21 protein-coding genes and 1 riboswitch are annotated in these 19,461 nt (G+C 37.0%); of the genes, 19 read left to right on the top strand and 2 right to left on the bottom strand.

All coding sequences use genetic code 11. From position 1 onward, the window contains the following. From ACIQLB_RS07125 to ACIQLB_RS07165, 9 genes are all read left to right on the top strand, one after another. On the top strand, positions 1 to 1,134 hold a 1,134-nt coding region (locus ACIQLB_RS07125; protein WP_400722910.1), incomplete at its 5' end, for a BC_2427 family protein. A 136-nt stretch (positions 1,135 to 1,270) separates the two neighbouring features. Further along, on the top strand, positions 1,271 to 2,050 hold the full coding sequence (locus ACIQLB_RS07130) for a CsxC family protein (protein WP_400722913.1): 780 nt from the start codon (positions 1,271 to 1,273) through the stop codon (positions 2,048 to 2,050). Between the two features lie 500 nt (positions 2,051 to 2,550). After that, positions 2,551 to 3,900 carry a tRNA (N(6)-L-threonylcarbamoyladenosine(37)-C(2))-methylthiotransferase MtaB gene (gene mtaB, locus ACIQLB_RS07135; RefSeq protein ID WP_400722916.1) on the top strand — a complete coding sequence of 450 codons (1,350 nt, stop codon included), beginning with the start codon at positions 2,551 to 2,553 and terminating at the stop codon, positions 3,898 to 3,900. A gap of 352 nt (positions 3,901 to 4,252) precedes the next feature. After that, a complete protein-coding gene (locus tag ACIQLB_RS07140) occupies positions 4,253 to 4,555 on the top strand; it encodes a hypothetical protein (protein WP_400722919.1) in 303 nt (100 codons plus the stop codon). Positions 4,556 to 4,655: 100 nt separating this feature from the next. Then, complete coding sequence (gene deoC, locus ACIQLB_RS07145; protein ID WP_400722922.1) at positions 4,656 to 5,327, top strand: deoxyribose-phosphate aldolase; 672 nt, start codon at positions 4,656 to 4,658, stop codon at positions 5,325 to 5,327. Positions 5,328 to 5,962: 635 nt separating this feature from the next. Then, positions 5,963 to 6,448: a DedA family protein gene (locus ACIQLB_RS07150; RefSeq protein ID WP_400722925.1), complete on the top strand. Its 486-nt coding sequence runs from the start codon at positions 5,963 to 5,965 to the stop codon at positions 6,446 to 6,448. Positions 6,449 to 6,718: 270 nt separating this feature from the next. Next, on the top strand, positions 6,719 to 6,946 hold the full coding sequence (locus tag ACIQLB_RS07155; RefSeq protein WP_400722927.1) for a spore coat associated protein CotJA: 228 nt from the start codon (positions 6,719 to 6,721) through the stop codon (positions 6,944 to 6,946). Then, complete coding sequence (locus tag ACIQLB_RS07160) at positions 6,939 to 7,202, top strand: spore coat protein CotJB (RefSeq protein WP_134018446.1); 264 nt, start codon at positions 6,939 to 6,941, stop codon at positions 7,200 to 7,202. Before ACIQLB_RS07155 ends, ACIQLB_RS07160 begins: the two co-directional genes overlap by 8 nt. An 85-nt stretch (positions 7,203 to 7,287) precedes the next feature. Beyond that, the gene (locus tag ACIQLB_RS07165) at positions 7,288 to 7,857 is read left to right on the top strand and encodes a manganese catalase family protein (RefSeq protein ID WP_370042103.1); all 570 of its coding nucleotides are present in this window, start codon (positions 7,288 to 7,290) and stop codon (positions 7,855 to 7,857) included. A 62-nt stretch (positions 7,858 to 7,919) separates the two neighbouring features. Here ACIQLB_RS07165 and ACIQLB_RS07170 read toward each other — a convergent pair whose 3' ends face one another. Both ACIQLB_RS07170 and ACIQLB_RS07175 read right to left on the bottom strand, forming a co-directional pair. Further along, a complete protein-coding gene (locus tag ACIQLB_RS07170) occupies positions 7,920 to 8,576 on the bottom strand; it encodes a potassium channel family protein (protein ID WP_400723119.1) in 657 nt (218 codons plus the stop codon). A 23-nt stretch (positions 8,577 to 8,599) separates the two neighbouring features. Further along, positions 8,600 to 9,937 (bottom strand): TrkH family potassium uptake protein, encoded by a 1,338-nt coding sequence (locus ACIQLB_RS07175; protein WP_400722932.1) that lies wholly within the window; start codon positions 9,935 to 9,937, stop codon positions 8,600 to 8,602. 130 nt (positions 9,938 to 10,067) lie between these two features. Then, positions 10,068 to 10,209, bottom strand: a riboswitch (cyclic di-AMP (ydaO/yuaA leader). A gap of 251 nt (positions 10,210 to 10,460) precedes the next feature. Between ACIQLB_RS07175 and rpsU the strand changes: the two genes are divergently transcribed. The 10 genes from rpsU to ACIQLB_RS07225 all read left to right on the top strand — a co-directional run bounded on the left by rpsU (position 10,461) and on the right by ACIQLB_RS07225 (position 19,451). Next, positions 10,461 to 10,634: a 30S ribosomal protein S21 gene (gene rpsU, locus ACIQLB_RS07180; RefSeq protein WP_004227078.1), complete on the top strand. Its 174-nt coding sequence runs from the start codon at positions 10,461 to 10,463 to the stop codon at positions 10,632 to 10,634. Between the two features lie 328 nt (positions 10,635 to 10,962). Continuing rightward, positions 10,963 to 12,291: an NfeD family protein gene (locus tag ACIQLB_RS07185; RefSeq protein ID WP_400722941.1), complete on the top strand. Its 1,329-nt coding sequence runs from the start codon at positions 10,963 to 10,965 to the stop codon at positions 12,289 to 12,291. A gap of 3 nt (positions 12,292 to 12,294) precedes the next feature. Next, positions 12,295 to 13,299: a flotillin-like protein FloA gene (gene floA / locus ACIQLB_RS07190; RefSeq protein ID WP_053484661.1), complete on the top strand. Its 1,005-nt coding sequence runs from the start codon at positions 12,295 to 12,297 to the stop codon at positions 13,297 to 13,299. 27 nt (positions 13,300 to 13,326) lie between these two features. Beyond that, positions 13,327 to 13,815: a hypothetical protein gene (locus tag ACIQLB_RS07195; protein ID WP_400722944.1), complete on the top strand. Its 489-nt coding sequence runs from the start codon at positions 13,327 to 13,329 to the stop codon at positions 13,813 to 13,815. 55 nt (positions 13,816 to 13,870) lie between these two features. Next, complete coding sequence (locus ACIQLB_RS07200) at positions 13,871 to 14,131, top strand: hypothetical protein (protein WP_400722947.1); 261 nt, start codon at positions 13,871 to 13,873, stop codon at positions 14,129 to 14,131. After that, the gene (locus tag ACIQLB_RS07205; protein WP_400722950.1) at positions 14,121 to 15,239 is read left to right on the top strand and encodes a sporulation protein YqfD; all 1,119 of its coding nucleotides are present in this window, start codon (positions 14,121 to 14,123) and stop codon (positions 15,237 to 15,239) included. The genes ACIQLB_RS07200 and ACIQLB_RS07205 overlap by 11 nt, the downstream gene beginning before the upstream one ends. A 2-nt stretch (positions 15,240 to 15,241) precedes the next feature. After that, the gene (locus tag ACIQLB_RS07210) at positions 15,242 to 16,198 is read left to right on the top strand and encodes a PhoH family protein (RefSeq protein WP_400722953.1); all 957 of its coding nucleotides are present in this window, start codon (positions 15,242 to 15,244) and stop codon (positions 16,196 to 16,198) included. A 299-nt stretch (positions 16,199 to 16,497) separates the two neighbouring features. Further along, a complete protein-coding gene (locus ACIQLB_RS07215; protein ID WP_400722956.1) occupies positions 16,498 to 18,618 on the top strand; it encodes an HD family phosphohydrolase in 2,121 nt (706 codons plus the stop codon). An 8-nt stretch (positions 18,619 to 18,626) separates the two neighbouring features. Next, positions 18,627 to 19,100: an rRNA maturation RNase YbeY gene (ybeY, locus tag ACIQLB_RS07220; protein ID WP_400722959.1), complete on the top strand. Its 474-nt coding sequence runs from the start codon at positions 18,627 to 18,629 to the stop codon at positions 19,098 to 19,100. Further along, positions 19,101 to 19,451 (top strand): diacylglycerol kinase family protein, encoded by a 351-nt coding sequence (locus tag ACIQLB_RS07225; RefSeq protein WP_400722962.1) that lies wholly within the window; start codon positions 19,101 to 19,103, stop codon positions 19,449 to 19,451. Positions 19,452 to 19,461: the final 10 nt, after the last annotated feature.

A 19,461-nucleotide genomic window follows, 5' to 3' on the forward strand; every position in this document is an offset into this window, starting at 1 on the left:
GTAGCCCATCTAGATTCCGATCGTGAACTACTTATTCCTTTTGAAACTAATGTAGGGGATGAAATGAATGATCCTCTTGATTCAGAAGATACAGATGAAACCAAGCCTGTGGAAGAACAGAATTTTGTAGCTTGTCTAGATTCCGATTGTGAACTACTCATTCCTTCTGAAACTAATGTAGGGGATGAAATGAATGATCCCCTTGATTCAGACAATGCGGAAGAAATCAAGACTGTAGTAGAACAGGATTTTGCAGCACAACTAGACTCTAAATGTGAAATTTGCAGTCCTTCTGAATCCGATGTTGGCAAGAAAATAATAGGTCTTATTGATACAGAAGAGATGGAGAATAACAATTTTACAGATCGTGTTAATGCATTTCCTGAGTCAGTACAAGGGAAAGTATATTCTAAAACCAAAAAAAGCCCATTCTCTACTCACGTAGAAATTGATAATTTTCTTCATGCTCCTATCTGTGGTGAGGTTGTTAAAAATACATTTGATTTTCTTGATCCAGACAATCATCTTACTCCGCAATTTGAAACCAAACTATTTAGTACTACAACGGATTATCCTGTACAACCTGATTGTCGGTTGGTTCACTCAAAAATTAATCAAATTATATTTTTAATGAAAACGGATACTGATGATAAAAATAATCAGAAGAGTAATCCGTCTAAATCAGTTGTAGTTCCCTTACATAACACACAATCAATTAAAAAAGGAGAAACCAATTATCACTCTTACAGTTCCGATGACTTTATGCACATAAGAGCTCCAGTTGTAGTAGGGGAATATAAAATAGAAATATGCCTTGAAGAGAATATCGTATTTGAAAAAGGGATTGTGGGAGTTAAAGATATCTCGAATGAGGTAGTATTAACCAATTGTAGATTCGTTCCTAATCAGTTTTCTCAATCATTAGGTAATGGGACATGTTCAGCATTGAGGGGGAATTTGTTTATTGAAGGTTATATTCATCAGAGTATTGAATATACAGCATCTCCCATTGGGAATGCAGTACCTGCACAAAATGAGTCATTAATTCATTCAAATCAAATGTGTCAAAACATAGTATTAGAAATAATCATCCATATGCTACAAGCACAGAAAATTCGAGTGCCAAGGATCTAAAAGATGCTTGAACTTTTATCTCTGCTCAAAAAACTCTTTTTAAAAAAACTAGTGTATATGTCCATGTATGGATTAAATACCTACATATTCTAGCGATATGAGTACTCTCATAAAAAAAATGAAAAGAGGGAACATTTTGAGTGATCAATTAGATAGTCAAGTTAATCAAGTTTGTAAAGCAGAGCCTTGCCCAGTGGCATCAACTGAACAAATGCCATTAACTAGTGCTACTACTTCAGTAGTCGCTACACCGATTACAGCTCCAACTATTAAAGTTCCAGTGGTACTTTCAGAACCAACAGTTCAAATCGTTGTGGAGTCGGATATTACGCTCACTCCTGCAGCAACTGAAATCAAAAGAGTGAAAAAAAATGTATTCTTAAATCAAGTTAAATTAGTACCGGTTGCTTTTGCACGTATTGACAACACTGACTTTTTTGCGGTAACAAGAGCTAAATTATTTGTAGCAGGACATATTCGCAAAAATATAGAATATGCTTCATCTGCATGTAATGGGGCACTTCGTGATAGAATTGCCGATGTTCCATTTTCTGGTTTTACAGACCTTACTTTCCCACAAACACCTGGAGGCACTACTCCGATCTTAGGAATTTCCGAGTTTGCCGAAGCGAACTTCCTTAATGAAAAAACGCAAATGGATGCTCGATTGGATAAGGCTTTCTTCCAAAATCTAGTTAAATACAATGAGCAGCCATTTGGCGAGTTAGTAGCTGCAAACTTCTTTGAACTTGATTTCTCACCAATTATGGCAGCACCAGAAGGTACTTTCAGCACATTGCGTGAAAAAATTGTGCTGGAGCTTACTGTAAAAGTACTGCAAGTTCAACAAGTCCGCCTTGGAGCTGGCACTAATGTAATCACTCCTAATCTTTTCGGCCTTACTCCTCCTTGCTAAACTCTAGTTTTTAGAGGAGCAGAACAAGTAAAGGTAGTTCTCTATAAAAAATGTATTTGGAAAAACAACCATGGAATATATACTGCACTGATAAAATCCAATATTTGAGTAGGCAGTTGAAGGTTAGGGTGAATCTAATTTTCAACTGCCTTTTTGCAATTTAATAACCAAAGGGATTGATTTCTTACAGAGGTGTATTGGGAGGAGCTAGAGGGTTGTAAAATGATGTGGGGAATAGCAGGTGCCTTAATTAAAATAAATGGGCAAGAAGGATAAAATAGCTGTTTTTGGTTATAGTGGAACAGCCTATTAACAAGCAGGTACTCAATACTGAACTGCCCCGTAAAAGTTAGACATCAATCTAACTTTAAACGGGGGTTTTTTATTCAAAAATTTAAGCTTAGCCAAAAAGCTAGGCTCATCATATTTATTTGTGCTATTATAAGACACGTTGATAATTTAATTTATTGTAGTGTACTCTTGAAAGGATGATATATATTATGAGTAACGAGCGACCGAAAATCGTGAGTTTCCATACTCTAGGTTGTAAAGTGAATCATTATGAAACAGAAGCGATTTGGCAGCTATTTAAAGAAGAAGGCTATGAACGTACGGAGTTTGATCGTCAAGCAGACGTTTATGTCATTAATACATGTACAGTAACAAATACAGGGGATAAAAAATCACGTCAAGTTATCCGTCGAGCTATTCGTCAAAACCCAGACGCTGTCATTTGTGTTACAGGATGTTATGCTCAAACATCTCCAGCTGAAATTATGGCGATTCCTGGTGTTGATATTGTTGTAGGAACACAGGATCGTACAAAATTACTTGGCTACATAGACCAATATCTTACTGAACGCCAACCAATTAATGCTGTACGCAACATTATGAAAAATCGTGTTTATGAGGAATTAGATGTGCCTGCATTTACAGACCGTACACGCGCATCTTTAAAAATACAAGAAGGCTGTAATAACTTCTGTACGTTTTGTATTATTCCGTGGGCACGTGGGTTGATGCGCTCTCGAGATCCTCAAGAAGTATTGAACCAAGCCAAACAACTAGTGGACGCGGGGTATCTTGAAATTGTTCTAACTGGTATTCATACAGGTGGTTATGGACAAGACTTAAAAGATTACAATTTAGCTCAGCTACTACGTGATTTAGAGGCAAATGTGAAAGGCTTAAAACGTCTTCGTATTTCTTCGATTGAGGCAAGTCAATTAACAGATGAAGTGATTGAAGTTTTACGTGAATCAAAAATCGTTGTTAATCACTTACACATTCCAATCCAATCTGGCTCTGATACAGTTTTAAAACGTATGCGTCGTAAGTATACAATGGAGTTCTTCGGTGAACGCTTAACTAAACTACATGAAGCTTTACCAGACTTGGCTGTCACTTCTGACGTAATCGTAGGTTTCCCAGGAGAAACTGAGGAAGAATTCATGGAAACATATAACTTTATACGTGATCATAAGTTTTCGGAATTACACGTATTCCCGTTCTCTCCACGTACAGGTACACCAGCAGCGCGCATGGAGGACCAAATTGACGAGGACATTAAAAACGAACGTGTTCATCGATTAATCGCATTAAATGACCAATTAGCAAAGGAATATGCTTCTCGCTTTGAAGATCAAGTACTAGAGGTAATTCCTGAAGAATTCGTGCATGATGGAAGCGATGAGGCAGGACTTTTAACTGGTTATACAGATAATTACTTAAAAGTAGTCTTTGAAGGTCCTGAAAGCCTAATCGGTCAACTTGTGAAGGTGAAAATTACTCAAGCTGGATATCCACATTCTAAAGGACAATTTGTTCGTGTATTAGAAACTGTAAAATAATATAGGGTAACTATGAATAAAAACACCGTTCAATTTTGGACGGTGTTTTACTATATGTTCAATTAAAGATATCACGTATTTTTCCTACAAATAACATGCTAAAATAGTATAAAAGTGTAATTAGCTTACACTAAATGTTTATTTAAATGAACTGAATTTATCTCAGCTTAAAGGAAGTTGGTAAACAGCATGTACAAAATTGGATGAGTTGGACTAAAGCCTTCTATCGCACAAATATTAGACTTAGCAGAAGAATATTATTGAAGTTGGTGTTGTACTAGGAACAGCTCCGATAATCATTCGTATGGGTACACTAATTCCACTTAATACTATTCGTAGTCAATGGAGGGCAGTGGTCATTTCTTTGATGGGCATTATTGTTGGTGCAAGTTTAATTCTTCTTTTGATTCCTATGATTTTTGATTATGAAAGCGCTGTTGCGGGAACAGGTCCACTAACTGGTGGAATTATTGCTTTTCTTGTGACCTCTGAAGGGTTAAAAGAAATGGGCATGACAAGTCTTGTGACAATTTCAGCTTTAATACTATCGTTACAATCTCTATTTGGTATGCCGCTTTCGCAATTGAGGAGCATCTATCGTTGGCTTTCCAAAATCTTTAATTACACAAGTTTAATGCTTTTTAAAAATAATTAGAAGTCATCTAACTTCAGTAAGAAATTAGACGGCAACGTTAAAAAATGTTATGATTCAGAGAGGTACGTACAACTTGTTGATAGAGGAGAGTTTAATAAAAATGGAACAAAATTTCGCGCGTATGATTGATCACACGTTATTAAAAGCTGAAGCAACAAAAGAGCAAATCGAAAAACTATGTGCAGAGGCAAAACAATTTAACTTTGCTTCTGTTTGTGTAAATCCAACTTGGGTGAAATATAGCAGCGAGCTTTTACAAGGCTCAGACGTTTTAGTTTGTACTGTAATTGGCTTCCCTTTAGGTGCTAACACGCCAGCTGTTAAAGCGTTCGAAGCGAAAGATGCGATTGCTAACGGTGCAAAAGAGGTAGATATGGTTATCAATATCGGTGCATTAAAGGATAAAAACTATGACCTTGTGCAAGCAGATATTGCAGCAGTTGTTGAAGCGGCAAAAGGCAGCGCACTTGTAAAAGTAATTATTGAATCTTGCCTTCTAACTGAGGAAGAAAAAGTAAAAGCATGTGAACTAGCTGTGGCAGCAGGTACTGACTATGTGAAAACATCAACAGGTTTTTCTACTGGAGGCGCGACAGCAGAAGATATTGCCTTAATGCGTAAAACAGTAGGCCCAGATTTAGGTGTAAAAGCTTCTGGCGGTGTACGAAGCTTAGAGGATATGAAAAAGATGGTTGAGGCTGGAGCCACTCGTATTGGAGCAAGCTCTGGTGTTGCTATTATGAACGGATTAATTGCAGATTCTAATTATTAATAATAATAAAAAATACTTATAGTAAATGTTATGGGGCTGTTCGTTATGGACTAGCCCCATGTGCATGTTTACGATTCTAGTATTGTACAATGCGTGTGTCGTAACCTCTTTAATCCCCGCAATTTGAAATCCCTCAACATTAAAACAAGTTGATAAATCTCCTTAATTAGTGATGATTTATATCAAAAATTTTATCCAATTGATTCATTGTAATTGTTTCATCCACAATACCCCTCTTTTTAACTCAGAGTAGATGATGTATTATGAAGAGTAATTGCAAAAAATGATAGGGAGAAATTTTATAATTTTATGGTTTTATCAATATAAATATCTATGCTATCTAAAAAGTCCTAATTTGTTTATTGGACTGATTAATTTTTTCTTTATAAGAACATTGTATAGATACGGAACAAATTCTTACATAATCTAGTAACATCGATAACATAGAAAGATTGAATGTGTATTGCTGGGTCGTTCATCCATTATTACTATTATTTAATCTTAATTGCCTCTCCGTTATTAATAATCATTCCAGGGGTTTAATTCTTTAGCGGAAAATGGGGAAATATATGATGTTTGATGATAATGGTAACGAATAAAGGTAACGAATTGTACTAAAAAAGGAGAAACTATCCGTGGAATTCATAAGCAGTTTTATAAGTCAATATGGATATCTTGCAATATTTTTACTATTATCTTTAGGGATAATTGGCTTACCCGTTCCCGATGAGATCTTGATGACGTTTGTGGGATATATGTGCCATGAAGGGCATTTAAGTTTTCTATTGAGTATACTTTTAAGCTTTCTTGGCTCAACTACTGGTATGATTATTAGCTATTTAATTGGAAATAAATTAGGGAAACCTATAGTGTTGAAATATGGAAAATGGATTGGTCTCAATAATAAACGGTTTACTAAAGTTGAACGATGGTTTCATCGATTTGGACCATGGACAATTATTATAGGATATTATGTACCAGGTATTAGACATGTAACAAGTTACATGTCTGGAATAACCCAGATGAAGTTTAGGACTTATCTTGCTTTCGCTTGTTTTGGAGCTTTAACATGGGTAATTATTTTTATTTCTATAGGATATTTTTTAGGTGTAACTATATAAAGATTTTGGTCAAATTCTAAATGCATAATAGGTACAAAAACAGCCGCATTTTTCAAAAAGCGAGCTGTTTTTTGTGTTCGTATTGATCTTGTCAAGTGATCGTCTAAATTTTGTTTGAGCATGACATTAACTTCTTTCTGCAGAAGTCTCCCACCAAGTTCAATAGTAACGGTTATGGGACTTCCTCCAGATCATAACACTAGTCTGAATAATAATTTAATCTACCTCATATACTCCACTGATGTAATGGATTATAGAAGGGAGGATACAATGTTTTCGCAATATAAATACTGGAAGCCTTTTATTAGCCGATACGATCCATGTCCACCTATAAGAGTTAAAAGTTTTTCTACACCGCCTCAATTATATATGGGTTTTCAACCGCCTGGGCTACCACAATATCAAACCTCTAGAGAAGCTCTCAGATCTGGCACGTTATGGCCTCAATTATTTAGCCCCTATCCAAATCCTCAAGAAGGAGGGATAAAGAATGAGTAAAGAGATGCCACCCGAATTTTATAAGCTACTTGAAGAAATACAAGCCATTGATTTTGTAATAGTGGAATTAAATCTTTATTTAGATACTCATCCTCACGATTATGATGCTATCCAGCAATTTAACGAAAACACTGAAATAAGTATGCGACTTAAGGTTGAATTTGAGCAAAAATTTGGTCCACTTATGAATTTTGGGAGAAGTTATTCAAATTATCCTTTTAATTGGGTAGATACACCTTGGCCATGGCAAGTCTAACTTCTTTCAGCGAATGTTTTTTGTAGCGTTCTGGAAGCAATTATGTCTCGGCATAATTGATTATGAGTAACTAGGAGGAATTTTTTTGTGGTATTACGAAAAGAAGCTCCAGTATCCAGTAAGGGTGAGTACATGTAACCCTATGCTAGCTAAGTATTTAATTGAGCAGTATGGTGGTGCAGATGGAGAATTAGCAGCAGCACTTCGATATATGAATCAGCGCTATACTATTCCTGATAAAGTGGTCGGTTTGTTAACAGATATAGCAACAGAGGAATTTTCTCACTTAGAAATGATTGCCACGATGGTCTATAAACTTACGAAGGATGCTACTCCAGAGATGCTAAAAGAGGCAGGTCTTGGAGAACACTATGCAAATCATGACAGGGCATTATTTTATCAGAATGCAGCTGGATCACCGTTTACGGCAACTTATATTCAGGCTAAAGGGGATCCGATTGCTGATTTGTATGAGGATATTGCAGCTGAAGAAAAAGCACGAGCGACATATCAGTGGATTATTGATTTATCTGATGACACTGATTTGAATGATAGCCTGAAATTTTTACGTGAACGAGAAATCGTCCATTCTCTACGTTTCAGAGAGGCTGTAGAGATTTTAAAAGACGATAGGGATAGTCAGAAAATCTTTTAAAAGTATCCAGAAATAAAAATAGGCTGTTCAGAAAAAACTTCTTTTAACAGCCTAATTGATTGCTATTCAATATTTGAAAATGAAGCAAGATCCTTCCGATGACCAATCATGACTAATATGTCTTCTTCTTCAATAATTTGCTCAGGAGAGGGGGAAATAATAATGTTTCCTTCTCGAACAATAGCAATTACACTTACATTATACTTCGCTCGAAGATCTAAATCTCGAAGATTTTGTTTCGCCATTTTTGAAGGAATCATAATTTCTTCTATACTGTATTCTTTTGATAATTCAATATAATTTAGCATATTAGGTGAGAGAAGCTGATTGGCAACTCTCTCTCCCATATCTCTTTCGGGATAGATAACCCAGTCGGCTCCTACTTTTTCTAAGACTTGCCCGTGTCTTTTTCCAAGAGCTTTTGCAATCACTTTTTTGATTCCGAGTTCTTTTAATAAAGATACGGTTAAAATACTCGATTGCATTTCACTTCCGATTGCAACAATGACACAATCAAAATTGCCTATTCCAATAGAGGTAAGGGCCTTTTCTTCAGTCGTATCAGCGACTACTGCATGTGTTACATATAGTTCGGCATCTTCGACTCTTTCTTCGTTAATATCAATTCCTAAAACTTCTTGCCCAGCTTCTTGTAATTTGCGAGCTACACTTGTTCCAAATCTACCTAGACCAATTACAGCATATTGTTTAATAGTCATCATTCAGCACTCCCTTTGCGTGTTTACCCAATCATTATATTTCCTTTAGGATGACGGAATGCCTCAGATTTCCGTCGTTTTGTAATGGCAAAAGCAATAGTTAATGGACCTAATCTACCTGCAAACATTGTAAGTATGATAATTAGTCGGCCAACAGGTGATAACTCAGTAGTTAAGCCCATTGAAAGTCCAACTGTACCAAAAGCAGAGGTTGCCTCAAATAAATACATCATAAAACTATGACTTTGTTCTGTAATACTTAAGCTAATTGTGACGAGTACAACTATCATCATTCCACACATTGTGACAGTTAAAGCTTTTAAAATTGTTTCGTTAACTATTCTACGTCTATAGAGGACAACATCTTCTTTTCCTCGAATTTGTGACCACATCGTGGCAACTAAAACAGCGAAGGTTGTTATTTTTATTCCCCCAGCAGTTGAACCAGAACCTGCTCCAATGAACATTAGTAGAATTGTTAAAAATAGTGTTGAATGTGTTAAATCACCGATAGACAGTGTATTAGACCCGGCAGTCCTCGGTGTAACAGCTTGGTATAATGAACCAAGGACTTTGCCCCATTCAGATAATGGTCCGAGGGTACTACTATTTCCATATTCAAATAAGAATATTAAAATAGTTGAGCCTACTGTTAAAATAAGTGTTGTGGTTAATACAATTTTTGTATGCACGGAAAGGCGTTTTGTATTTCGATATTCATATAGTTCATTGATGACGATAAATCCTAAGCCACCAATTGTAATAAGTGTACAAATAGTTAATACGATAAACGGGTCATCTACATATTCTGTTAATCCTTTAAAGCCCCCCATTATATCAAATCCAGCGTTGTTAAAATTCGAGATCGAATGAAATAAACCAAAATAAATAGCTTGACCTACAGGCATGTCAAATGAAAAACGGATAGATAAAATTAAACCACCTATCATTTCAATTAGTACTGTAAATAACAGTATCCTTTTAACTAATTTAACAAGACCGGCAATTGATATATTATTGAAGGCCTCCTTTAATAAAAGTCGTTCTTTTAAAGAAATTTTTTTTCCTAAAATTAAAAATACTAATGTTGCAAACGTCATAAAGCCTAATCCACCAATTTGGATAAGTGATAAAATAACTAATTCTCCAAATACAGAAAAAGTATCACCGGTATCTACAACAACCAATCCTGTTACGCATGTTGCAGAAGTAGCAGTAAATAAGGCGTTTAAAAATGTAAGCCCTTCACCATTCTCTGTTGCTATAGGGAGAGTCAATAAAAATGTTCCAATTAGGATAATAGCTGCAAAACCGAGTACGAGTATTTTTGGAGGATTTAATTTATTTTTAATTGTTTTCATCATATTCTCCTTAATGCTTGTGAAAAAATTTTTAACTCGACACTAAAAATAAGACATAATAAAAAGACCAACTGTTTTAGTATTTTATGAAAGCATAAAAATAAACATACTAATAATGGTGGTCTAATATGACCTCCTTCGCTTAAGCCGACGAAGTTAGCTGACGGGTAGAATGGCGAAAGAGTGTCTCATCCCTTCTGCAAATGCAGGATTAACCCCAAATATTGGGTCCTCCGTTCTCATAAATTATTGAGATTAGGCAGATATTTAATTGAATGTGATTATTCTACGCCCATATTCTATTTTTTGTAAACCCCGAATTATTAGGAAGAAATATTTATATTTATTGTTGTCCAAAAGTAAGTTGAAAATTCTTAAGGTAATAACACCAAAAATTCATCAGATTAATTCGTATACTTTCTATTGACCATTTTTAGACAATACGTTATAATTCTTTAGTACACAACAGTTGGTTATTTGCCTACTTGTGTATTGACGTGTGTTCGGAGGGAGGGAAAGAGAGATGTCAAAAACTGTCGTTCGCAAAAACGAATCGCTTGAAGATGCTCTTCGCCGCTTCAAACGTACTGTATCAAAAAGTGGTACAATTCAAGAAGTTAGAAAGCGCGAGTTCTACGAAAAACCTAGCGTTAAACGTAAAAAGAAATCAGAAGCTGCACGTAAACGTAAGTGGTAATTTAATTTCCCATTAAAAATCCCTACGTTCATAACACGCAATTGTATGATTCACTGAGCAGACAAAAATATACCTGAAATTAATCGTGTTTCGATTAATTTCAGGTATTTTACTTTAAGAGCTCTCAAATTTACGTACATATTGGAGAAGCCGAATGTGATCCCTGAGATTCATTCGGCTTTTATGTTATATACTAATTCTATATACGGTTATTAAAGCCCCGTAAATTAAAAATTCATTGTATAATAAAATTATTAGGATTTCTGAAACTTTTCGCATAGTTAGTCGTATATACAGGAGAGAAGCATGTTAGAAGGGAGGGAAAAAGATGCGAAGACGAAGAATCCTCAGTTATTTATTAGTTATTTGGATGATATTTTTGTTAGCGTTTCCATTAACGTCGGCTTTTGCAAGTAGTAAGGTCTACCACATACCTATTCATAATGAAGTAGAACGAGGACTTCACGCATTTTTAGAACGAGCTTTTAAAGAGGCGGAAGAAAATTATGCAGAGGCGATTATTTTAGACATTCATACGCCTGGCGGTTTCGTGAATGCAGCAGGTGACATTGCTATGCTTATGGATGCAACAGATATACGTACGATCGCGTATATTAACAAAGATGCGCATTCTGCAGGTGCCTTTTTAGCCTTACATGCGGATGAAATCTATATGGTGCCAAATGGAACGATCGGGGCGGCTGCAGTTATTGACTCAGCAGGAAATGCAGCAGACTTAAAGGCTCACAGTGCATGGGTTGCTCAAATGGAGGCAGCTGCAGAATCGAAAAACCGCATTCCAAAATATGCACGAGCAATGGCTGATGCATCTGTTGATTTACCAGAATTTCGAGCAGAAAAAGGGAAATTATTAACTTTATCTGCTTCGGAGGCAAAAAAGGTTGGCTATTCTAATGGGACGGTTTCGAATTTCCAAGATCTTTTAGAAGAAACGCAATTAAAAGGCAGTGACATCGTTCCAGTTGAACCTACGTTTGCTGAAAAACTTGCTCGTTTTATTACGAATCCGATTATAGTTCCAATTTTATTGTCGATTGCAAGTTTGGGACTTGTAGTTGAGCTATATTCGCCAGGTTTTGGTGTTCCAGGTATAATGGGATTGTCAGCACTTGGATTATTTTTCTTCGGTCATATGGTGGCAGGCTTGGCAGGTTATGAAACATTACTTTTATTTATTGTAGGCTTGGCGCTTGTTATTGCGGAATTTTTTGTCCCCGGGGGTATTGTTGGTATTTTAGGTGGTGTGCTAATATTACTAAGTCTAATACTGGCAGGTGCGAACATGATGCAAATGATTATAGCGATTTTCATTGCGCTTGTTGTAGCGATAATAGGAATGGTGATCCTGATGAAATTTTTCGGTAAAAAATTGCATGTTTTAAACAAGCTAGTCTTGATGGATGCGACAACGACGGAAGAGGGCTATGTATCTAACGTGAATCGCACAGAGCTGCTTGGAAAAGTGGGTACAACGATTACACCACTTCGTCCAGCAGGTACAATGCTATTTGGTAATGAACGCATTGACGTAGTATCGGAAGGTGGCTATGTTGATGCCGAGAAACATGTAGAAGTTATTAAAGTAGAGGGCTCACGTATTGTTGTGAGACAAACAGAAAAAGAGATGGAGGAATAACAAATGGGATTTGATTTGGCTTTAATAGGTCCAATTGTAGGGCTAGTCTTATTATTCATTGTTGTCGCGGTATTCTTTACCTTTGTACCAGTGGCGTTGTGGATTTCTGCACTTGCTGCAGGTGTCCGCGTTAGTATTTTCACATTAATCGGTATGCGTTTACGTCGTGTAGTCCCATCACGAATCGTAAATCCATTAATTAAAGCGCATAAAGCAGGTTTACCTGTAACGATCAATCAACTTGAAAGTCACTATTTAGCAGGTGGTAATGTTGACCGTGTAGTAAATGCGTTAATCGCGGCACATCGTGCAAATATTGAGTTAACATTTGAACGTTGTGCGGCAATTGATTTAGCTGGACGTGATGTATTAGAAGCGGTACAAATGTCTGTTAACCCGAAAGTTATTGAAACACCATTTATTGCAGGTGTTGCTATGAACGGGATTGAAGTAAAAGCGAAGGCACGTATTACAGTGCGCGCAAACATTGAACGTTTAGTCGGTGGTGCTGGTGAAGAAACGGTTATTGCCCGTGTAGGTGAGGGGATCGTTTCTACAATTGGTAGCGCCACTAGTCATACGACAGTTCTTGAAAATCCTGATATGATTTCTCAAACAGTATTAGCAAAAGGCTTAGATTCTGGGACAGCATTTGAAATCTTATCGATCGATATTGCCGACGTTGATATCGGCAAAAACATTGGTGCTGAATTACAAATTGAACAAGCGCAGGCTGATAAAAACATTGCCCAAGCGAAAGCTGAAGAACGTCGTGCAATGGCTGTAGCGAACGAGCAAGAAATGATTGCACGCGTACAAGAGATGAAGGCAAAAGTAGTAGAAGCAGAAGCTGAAGTACCACAGGCGATGGCAGAAGCTCTACGTTCAGGTAATCTTGGTATTATGGACTACATGAACTACCGCAACATTCAAGCAGATACAGCTATGAGAGACTCCATTTCTAAAGTAAGCTCAGATAAAACAGAATCAAATGAACCTAACGAATAAAAAAACTGAAAGGAGCGGTACTTATAAATGGAACAATTAATTATAGTCGTGATAATTGCCATAGTCAGCTCTATTTTCGGTAAATCAAAAAAGAAAGAACAAAAACCAATGCCTCCTTTCAATAAGGGTTCACATGTTGAGCCTCCTGTTATAACAAAAGCAGAGATGACTCCAGCGCAACGTCCTACTTCTAAACCACAGAGCTTTGAAGATTTTGCGCGTGAATTTATAGGTGAATGGAAAAATGAACAGCCTAAAGTTGAAGAGCCGAAAAAAATTGTCGAAGAAACAGTGAATAAGGAAGTTCCGAGCTATGCAGCTCCACCGTTAATCCCAACTGAGAAAATGAGTCGTACTACGAATAGAGAAAGTATCGGTCGTTTGGCAGCTGGGAAAAAAGTTGTGGGAGTAGCTGAATCACAATCGGCTTTTCAATTACCAAGATCAAAAAAATCATTCATGCAGGCTGTTGTAATGGCAGAAATTTTAGGTCCTCCAAAAGCAAAAAGAAAATAACTAGCATGTCCTCCTTTTTCGATGCATATATTGCCGAAGAAGGAGGCATTTTTTTATGAGAAAACTATTTCAATTAACGCCACTACTTGAATTATTACAATATGAAACATTAAAAATCATTGGGCCATATCATTTTCTACATGCTGATGCTTCATCATGCTCTTTTATCTATGCAGATTACCATATTACTGTGCGTGGAAAATCAGTGGAAATTAATGCTCTTAAAGAAGAAATGCTTCATCTTTCTGTAGAGGATTTACAGGAGCTTCATATGAAAATGACAAAGGATATGGGTGTGAGCGATAATGTGGAATAATCGGCCAATTATCATACGTATAAAGCGCCATGAAAATGTTCATCCTTTTATTCAAGCGTTGCATGCACAACATGTGCCATTAAAGCGTATTGTCTTTCGTGAGCAAGAGGTGGCCTTTGAAACGACTATGCACTATCTACCGAAAATCCGCCGTGTACGAAGGCGTTACCGACTTAAAATGGCTGTCTATTATGCTGATGAACTTCAAGTTTTTCGAGCGCAGCTTTGGACTTTGCTTGGTCTAGCGTTGATGATATTAATTCCATTGCTATGTGCACAGATTATTTGGCGTATTGATATTGAAGCGGCAACACCAGAGTTAGAGGAACGTCTGGGAAAGACCTTTGAAGATACATTTCAATTAGAAACACCCATTTCTAAAAATGACTTACCCTCAGATGCGGTCATTCGTCAGAAGTTACTAGAAGGGCATCGAGATCTTTCATGGGTGCATATTGAAAAGCATGGTGGACGTGTAATTTTACGACCTCAGGAGTCCCCGAAACAAACAAAACAAACGAATGAAAAATTAGCGACACATTTAGTGGCAACAAAAAGTGGTGTTATTACTCACTTTAATATTCAAAATGGTGAACGGAAAATTTCAGTCAACGATACTGCTTATGAAGGTGATGTTCTCGTAAGTGGCGTAATTGAAAGTGGTGAAGATCAAGTCTTTGTTGGGGCAAAGGGAGAGGTCTACGCTGATTATTGGCTCGAATGTTCATTTAAAATTCCAAGAAAGCTAACGATGGAAACGCTACAACAGAAGCAGTGGCGTGTACTAGTGAAAGGCATTCATCAAGAAAAAGAAAAAATTGACTATGTGCAAAAGAAAGATTTACCTAATTGGCTCGATCCATATGTTTCAGTTGTTGAGGAGCAGTACACTAAAAAAATGCAAGTAGAGCTTGATGAATCCAAAGTAGATTCATTGCTCCTACCATTGCTTCATGAAAAGGTCCTACGTTCATTACCTGCGAAAACGGTTATAAAAAAAGAAAACCTTTTACAGGTAAAGTGGGGGAATGGTACAGTTGAAGGGAAAGTTCTATTTTTAGTCAATGAAAACATAGCCAGTCCAATACAAGGCCCACAAGGAGAATGATTATGTCAGAACATTTAACTGTATTACAAGTGGATAATCCAAACGAAGCGGTTATGCTACTCGGAATTTCCGATGCAAATATGAAATTAATCGAAGAGGCTCTACACGTCCACATCATTACACGTGGTGAACAAATTCAGCTTACTGGTGAAGAGGATGCAAAGGAACAAGCGACATTCCTTTTACATGCTCTTTTAAAGGTCATTCGTAAAGGAATTAATATTGATCAGCGTGATGTTGCAACAGCTATTGAAATGACACAAAAAGGAACGATTGAATATTTTGCAGAACTTTATGATGAAGAAATAGCACGCACGACGAAAGGAAAGCCTATTCGTGCAAAAACAATCGGTCAACGAGAATACATACAAGCAATCCGTCATAAAGACGTTGTTTTTGGTATCGGTCCAGCTGGTACTGGGAAAACGTATTTAGCGGTAGTTATGGCAACGCAGGCGCTAAAAAACGGGCACGTTAAGCGTATTATTTTAACACGCCCTGCAGTTGAGGCAGGAGAGTCTCTAGGCTTTCTTCCGGGGGATTTGAAGGAAAAGGTAGATCCTTATTTACGCCCTCTTTATGACGCTTTAAACGATATTTACGGGACAGAACAAACTCAAAGACTTATTGAACGAGGCACAATTGAAATTGCACCTTTAGCGTATATGCGCGGCCGTACATTAGACGACGCCTTTGTTATCTTAGATGAAGCTCAAAATACGACGCATCAGCAAATGAAGATGTTTTTAACGCGACTAGGCTTCGGCTCAAAAATGGTCATTACAGGCGATAAAACACAAATTGATCTACCGAAAAATACGGAATCTGGGTTAATCGTAGCAGAACGTACACTAAAGTATGTAAAATCAATACATTTCCAAATTTTAGAACAAGGCGATGTAGTACGTCACCCAATCGTAGCAAAAATCATCAAAGCCTACGAAGAACAGCAACTTTAGAATTGCGCAAAGCGCAATTCTAAAGTATGCACCGAAAGTGAAGTGAAACGGAACGGCAGGTGCAACGGTTTTTAGAGGTCTGCACCGAAAACGCAGCGTCAGGGCAACTAGATTTTAAAGTCTACAAAGAAAGTAATGCGACGGATATAAAATTTAACAAACGTGAAAATACTTGGAAAATGGAAAAAATTGTGACAGCTATACAAATTGTATAGCTGTTTTTTTTGCTTTCTTATACATTTTTCGGGAAAAATGTTTTTTGAATTGGTATGATAGTAGGTAGATAGAGGAGGTGCCAGATGGAGAAACAATTAAAAAAATTTACAGAACTTATTGGCTTCCGCTACTTTTTAATTGTCGTTCTCATCTTAACAGGAGCCCTACAATTTGCTTTTATGTATGGCAATGTTAAAGGTGTTACATATGATTTTAAACCATTACAACTAGCGCCTGAAACAGTACGTTCTACTAAAACGATAGAAGATACTTATAAAACACAACAGGAACGAGAAAAAGCAACAAATGCGGTTGAACCAGTCTATCAATTTTCTGCGGATGTTGCTAAACAGCGAGCTGCGATTGTAACCTCTTTATTTGATTATGTTCTTGATGTAAAGGCGGATGTTGAGAGTGGCAAAGAACCTATTCCGATTGCCGACCAAGTGGCGCAGCTCCGCAAAAAGTTTGAATCAATAGATTCAAATCAAATGCCAATTATCTTTACTGATTCACAGCTAGAAGGTTTGTTAGTACAAAGTGAAGCAGATTTAAAAAGAACAAGTTCGCAACTATCAAAACTCGTGCAGGAATATTTACAAAAATCCATTCGATCAGAAAATGTGTTTGCGTCTCAAAATGATTTTGAGGTAAAAATTCGTGGACAACGAGGCTACCCAGATAAAATATTTAATACGGTAGTTTTAATTGGACGTACGAGTATTATCGAAAACGAGACGATAAACGAAGAACAAACGAAAATTCGAAAGGAACAAGCGAAGGAATCGGTTGAACCAACTCGAATTCTTCAAGGTCAAATTATCGTACAGGAAGGTCAAATTATTGATAATGAAGCGTTTCGTCAATTAGAGCTTCTTGGTATGGTGAGTAATAAGGCATCGATGAAACCGATTGCAGGGCTGATTATTTTAATCCTTCTGGAAATGACGTTCATGTTTGTTTTATTTGAACGTTGGGATATAGATGAGCACAAGAAACGTAATGCCTTGTTGGTAACAGTAATTGTTTATAGTTTATCCATCCTGCTGATGAAATTTATAAGCCTAGTCTCAGGTGGCTTCGATGTTACTGTAGCATTCCTTTTCCCAACAGCTTTGGCAACAATGCTTGTACGGCTATTAGCGGATGATCGTGCTGCGGTACTTATTACGGTTATGACAGGGGCATCTGCGGGTGTTATTTTTCAAGAGGGTTATTCATCTGTCATGCAGATGGAAATTACATTGTATATAATTTTTGGAGGCTTTGCGAGCTTATTCTTTTTGGGCAGTGTAGAAAAGCGTTCGCATATTCTACATGCTGTAGGTGTCATAGGGCTAGTAAATATGTCGTTTATCGCATTTTATTTACTGATGACACAATCATCCTATGGCATGTCAGAGTTGGTGTTTTACTTTATCGCTGCAATGATATCGGCTTTATTTTCAGGGGCTCTTACAATGGGGCTTTTACCATTCTTTGAATCAGCATTTAGTTTATTGTCGTCGTTGCGTTTAATTGAATTATCGAACCCAAATCATCCATTGCTGAAAAAATTACTAATGGAGACTCCGGGAACATATCATCATAGTGTAATGGTGGCGAACTTAGCAGAGGCAGCATGTGAGGAAATTGGAGCGGATGGCTTACTAGCTCGTGTAGGATGTTATTATCATGATATTGGTAAAACAAAACGTCCTGCCTTTTTCATCGAAAATCAAATGTCTGGTATTAACCCACATGATTCATTGTCCCCAGAAAAAAGCGCGGAAATTATAATCGCGCATACAACTGATGGGGCTGAAATGCTAAAACGTTATAAGATGCCACAGGAAATTATCGATATTGCCTTACAGCATCACGGATCTAGTCTGTTAAAATACTTCTACTTTAAAGCGAAGGAAGAAGGAAAATGTTTTGATGATACAATGTACAGATATCCAGGTCCGAAACCACAAACGAAAGAAGCGGCAGTTATTAGCGTTGCAGATAGCGTTGAGGCAGCGGTTCGATCGATGAAGGAACCGAATGCAGAGAAAATTCAAAAGTTGGTGCGAGCAATTATTGATGATCGAGTACAAGACAATCAATTTGATGAATGCGATATTTCAATAAAAGAGTTAAAATGTATAGAGCGAGTACTTTGTGAAACGTTGAATGGAATTTTCCACTCACGAATTGAATATCCAAAGGCAGATAAGTAGGAGGATCTATGATTTTAACAATTGATTTTACAGATGAAACAAATGAAGTGACTGCTGAGTATATGGAGCTTGTTGAAAAGCTTTTACAGCATGCAGCGAAACTTGAGAATATTGAACCGGAAACAGAAGTGTCAGTGACGTTTGTTACAAATGAAGTGATTCAAGAAATAAACCGAGAATATCGTGACAAGGATCAACCGACAGATGTTATCTCGTTTGCCCTAGAGGAATTAGGTGAGGGAGAAATGGAAGTAACATTTGAAGGGATGCCTCGTATCTTAGGAGATATTATTATTTCAACGGATCGTACAAAAGAACAAGCAGAGGAATATGGGCATACATTTGAGCGGGAATTAGGCTTTTTAGCGGTTCATGGTTTCTTACATCTACTTGGCTATGATCATATGGAGCCAGAAGATGAAAAGGTGATGTTCGGTAAGCAGGATGAGATTTTACAATCTTTCGGCTTAGGACGAGAATAAATGAATATTCGCAAATTCGTACGCTCTTTTGGGTATGCCTTTAAAGGTATCATGACAGCCTGTACTGAGCAAAATTTCAAGTCCCACTTGCTAAGTGCTGGAATAGTTTTGATTGCTGGCTATTTTACGGATTTATCACGTATAGAATGGTATATTGTGTTGCTATTAATAGCACTAATGTTAGTACTTGAAATGATAAATACTGCAATTGAACGAGTAGTAGATTTAGCTTCACCTAACATCCATCCACTTGCTAAGCAGGCTAAAGATCTTGCAGCAGGCGCAGTACTTGTATTTGCGATATTCAGTGCTATAATCGGATTACTCATATTTATACCGAAATGGTTTTGATATTACAAAA

It is taken from the genome of Lysinibacillus sp. NPDC092081 (assembly GCF_044755845.1).
GTDB lineage: Bacteria > Bacillota > Bacilli > Bacillales_A > Planococcaceae > Lysinibacillus.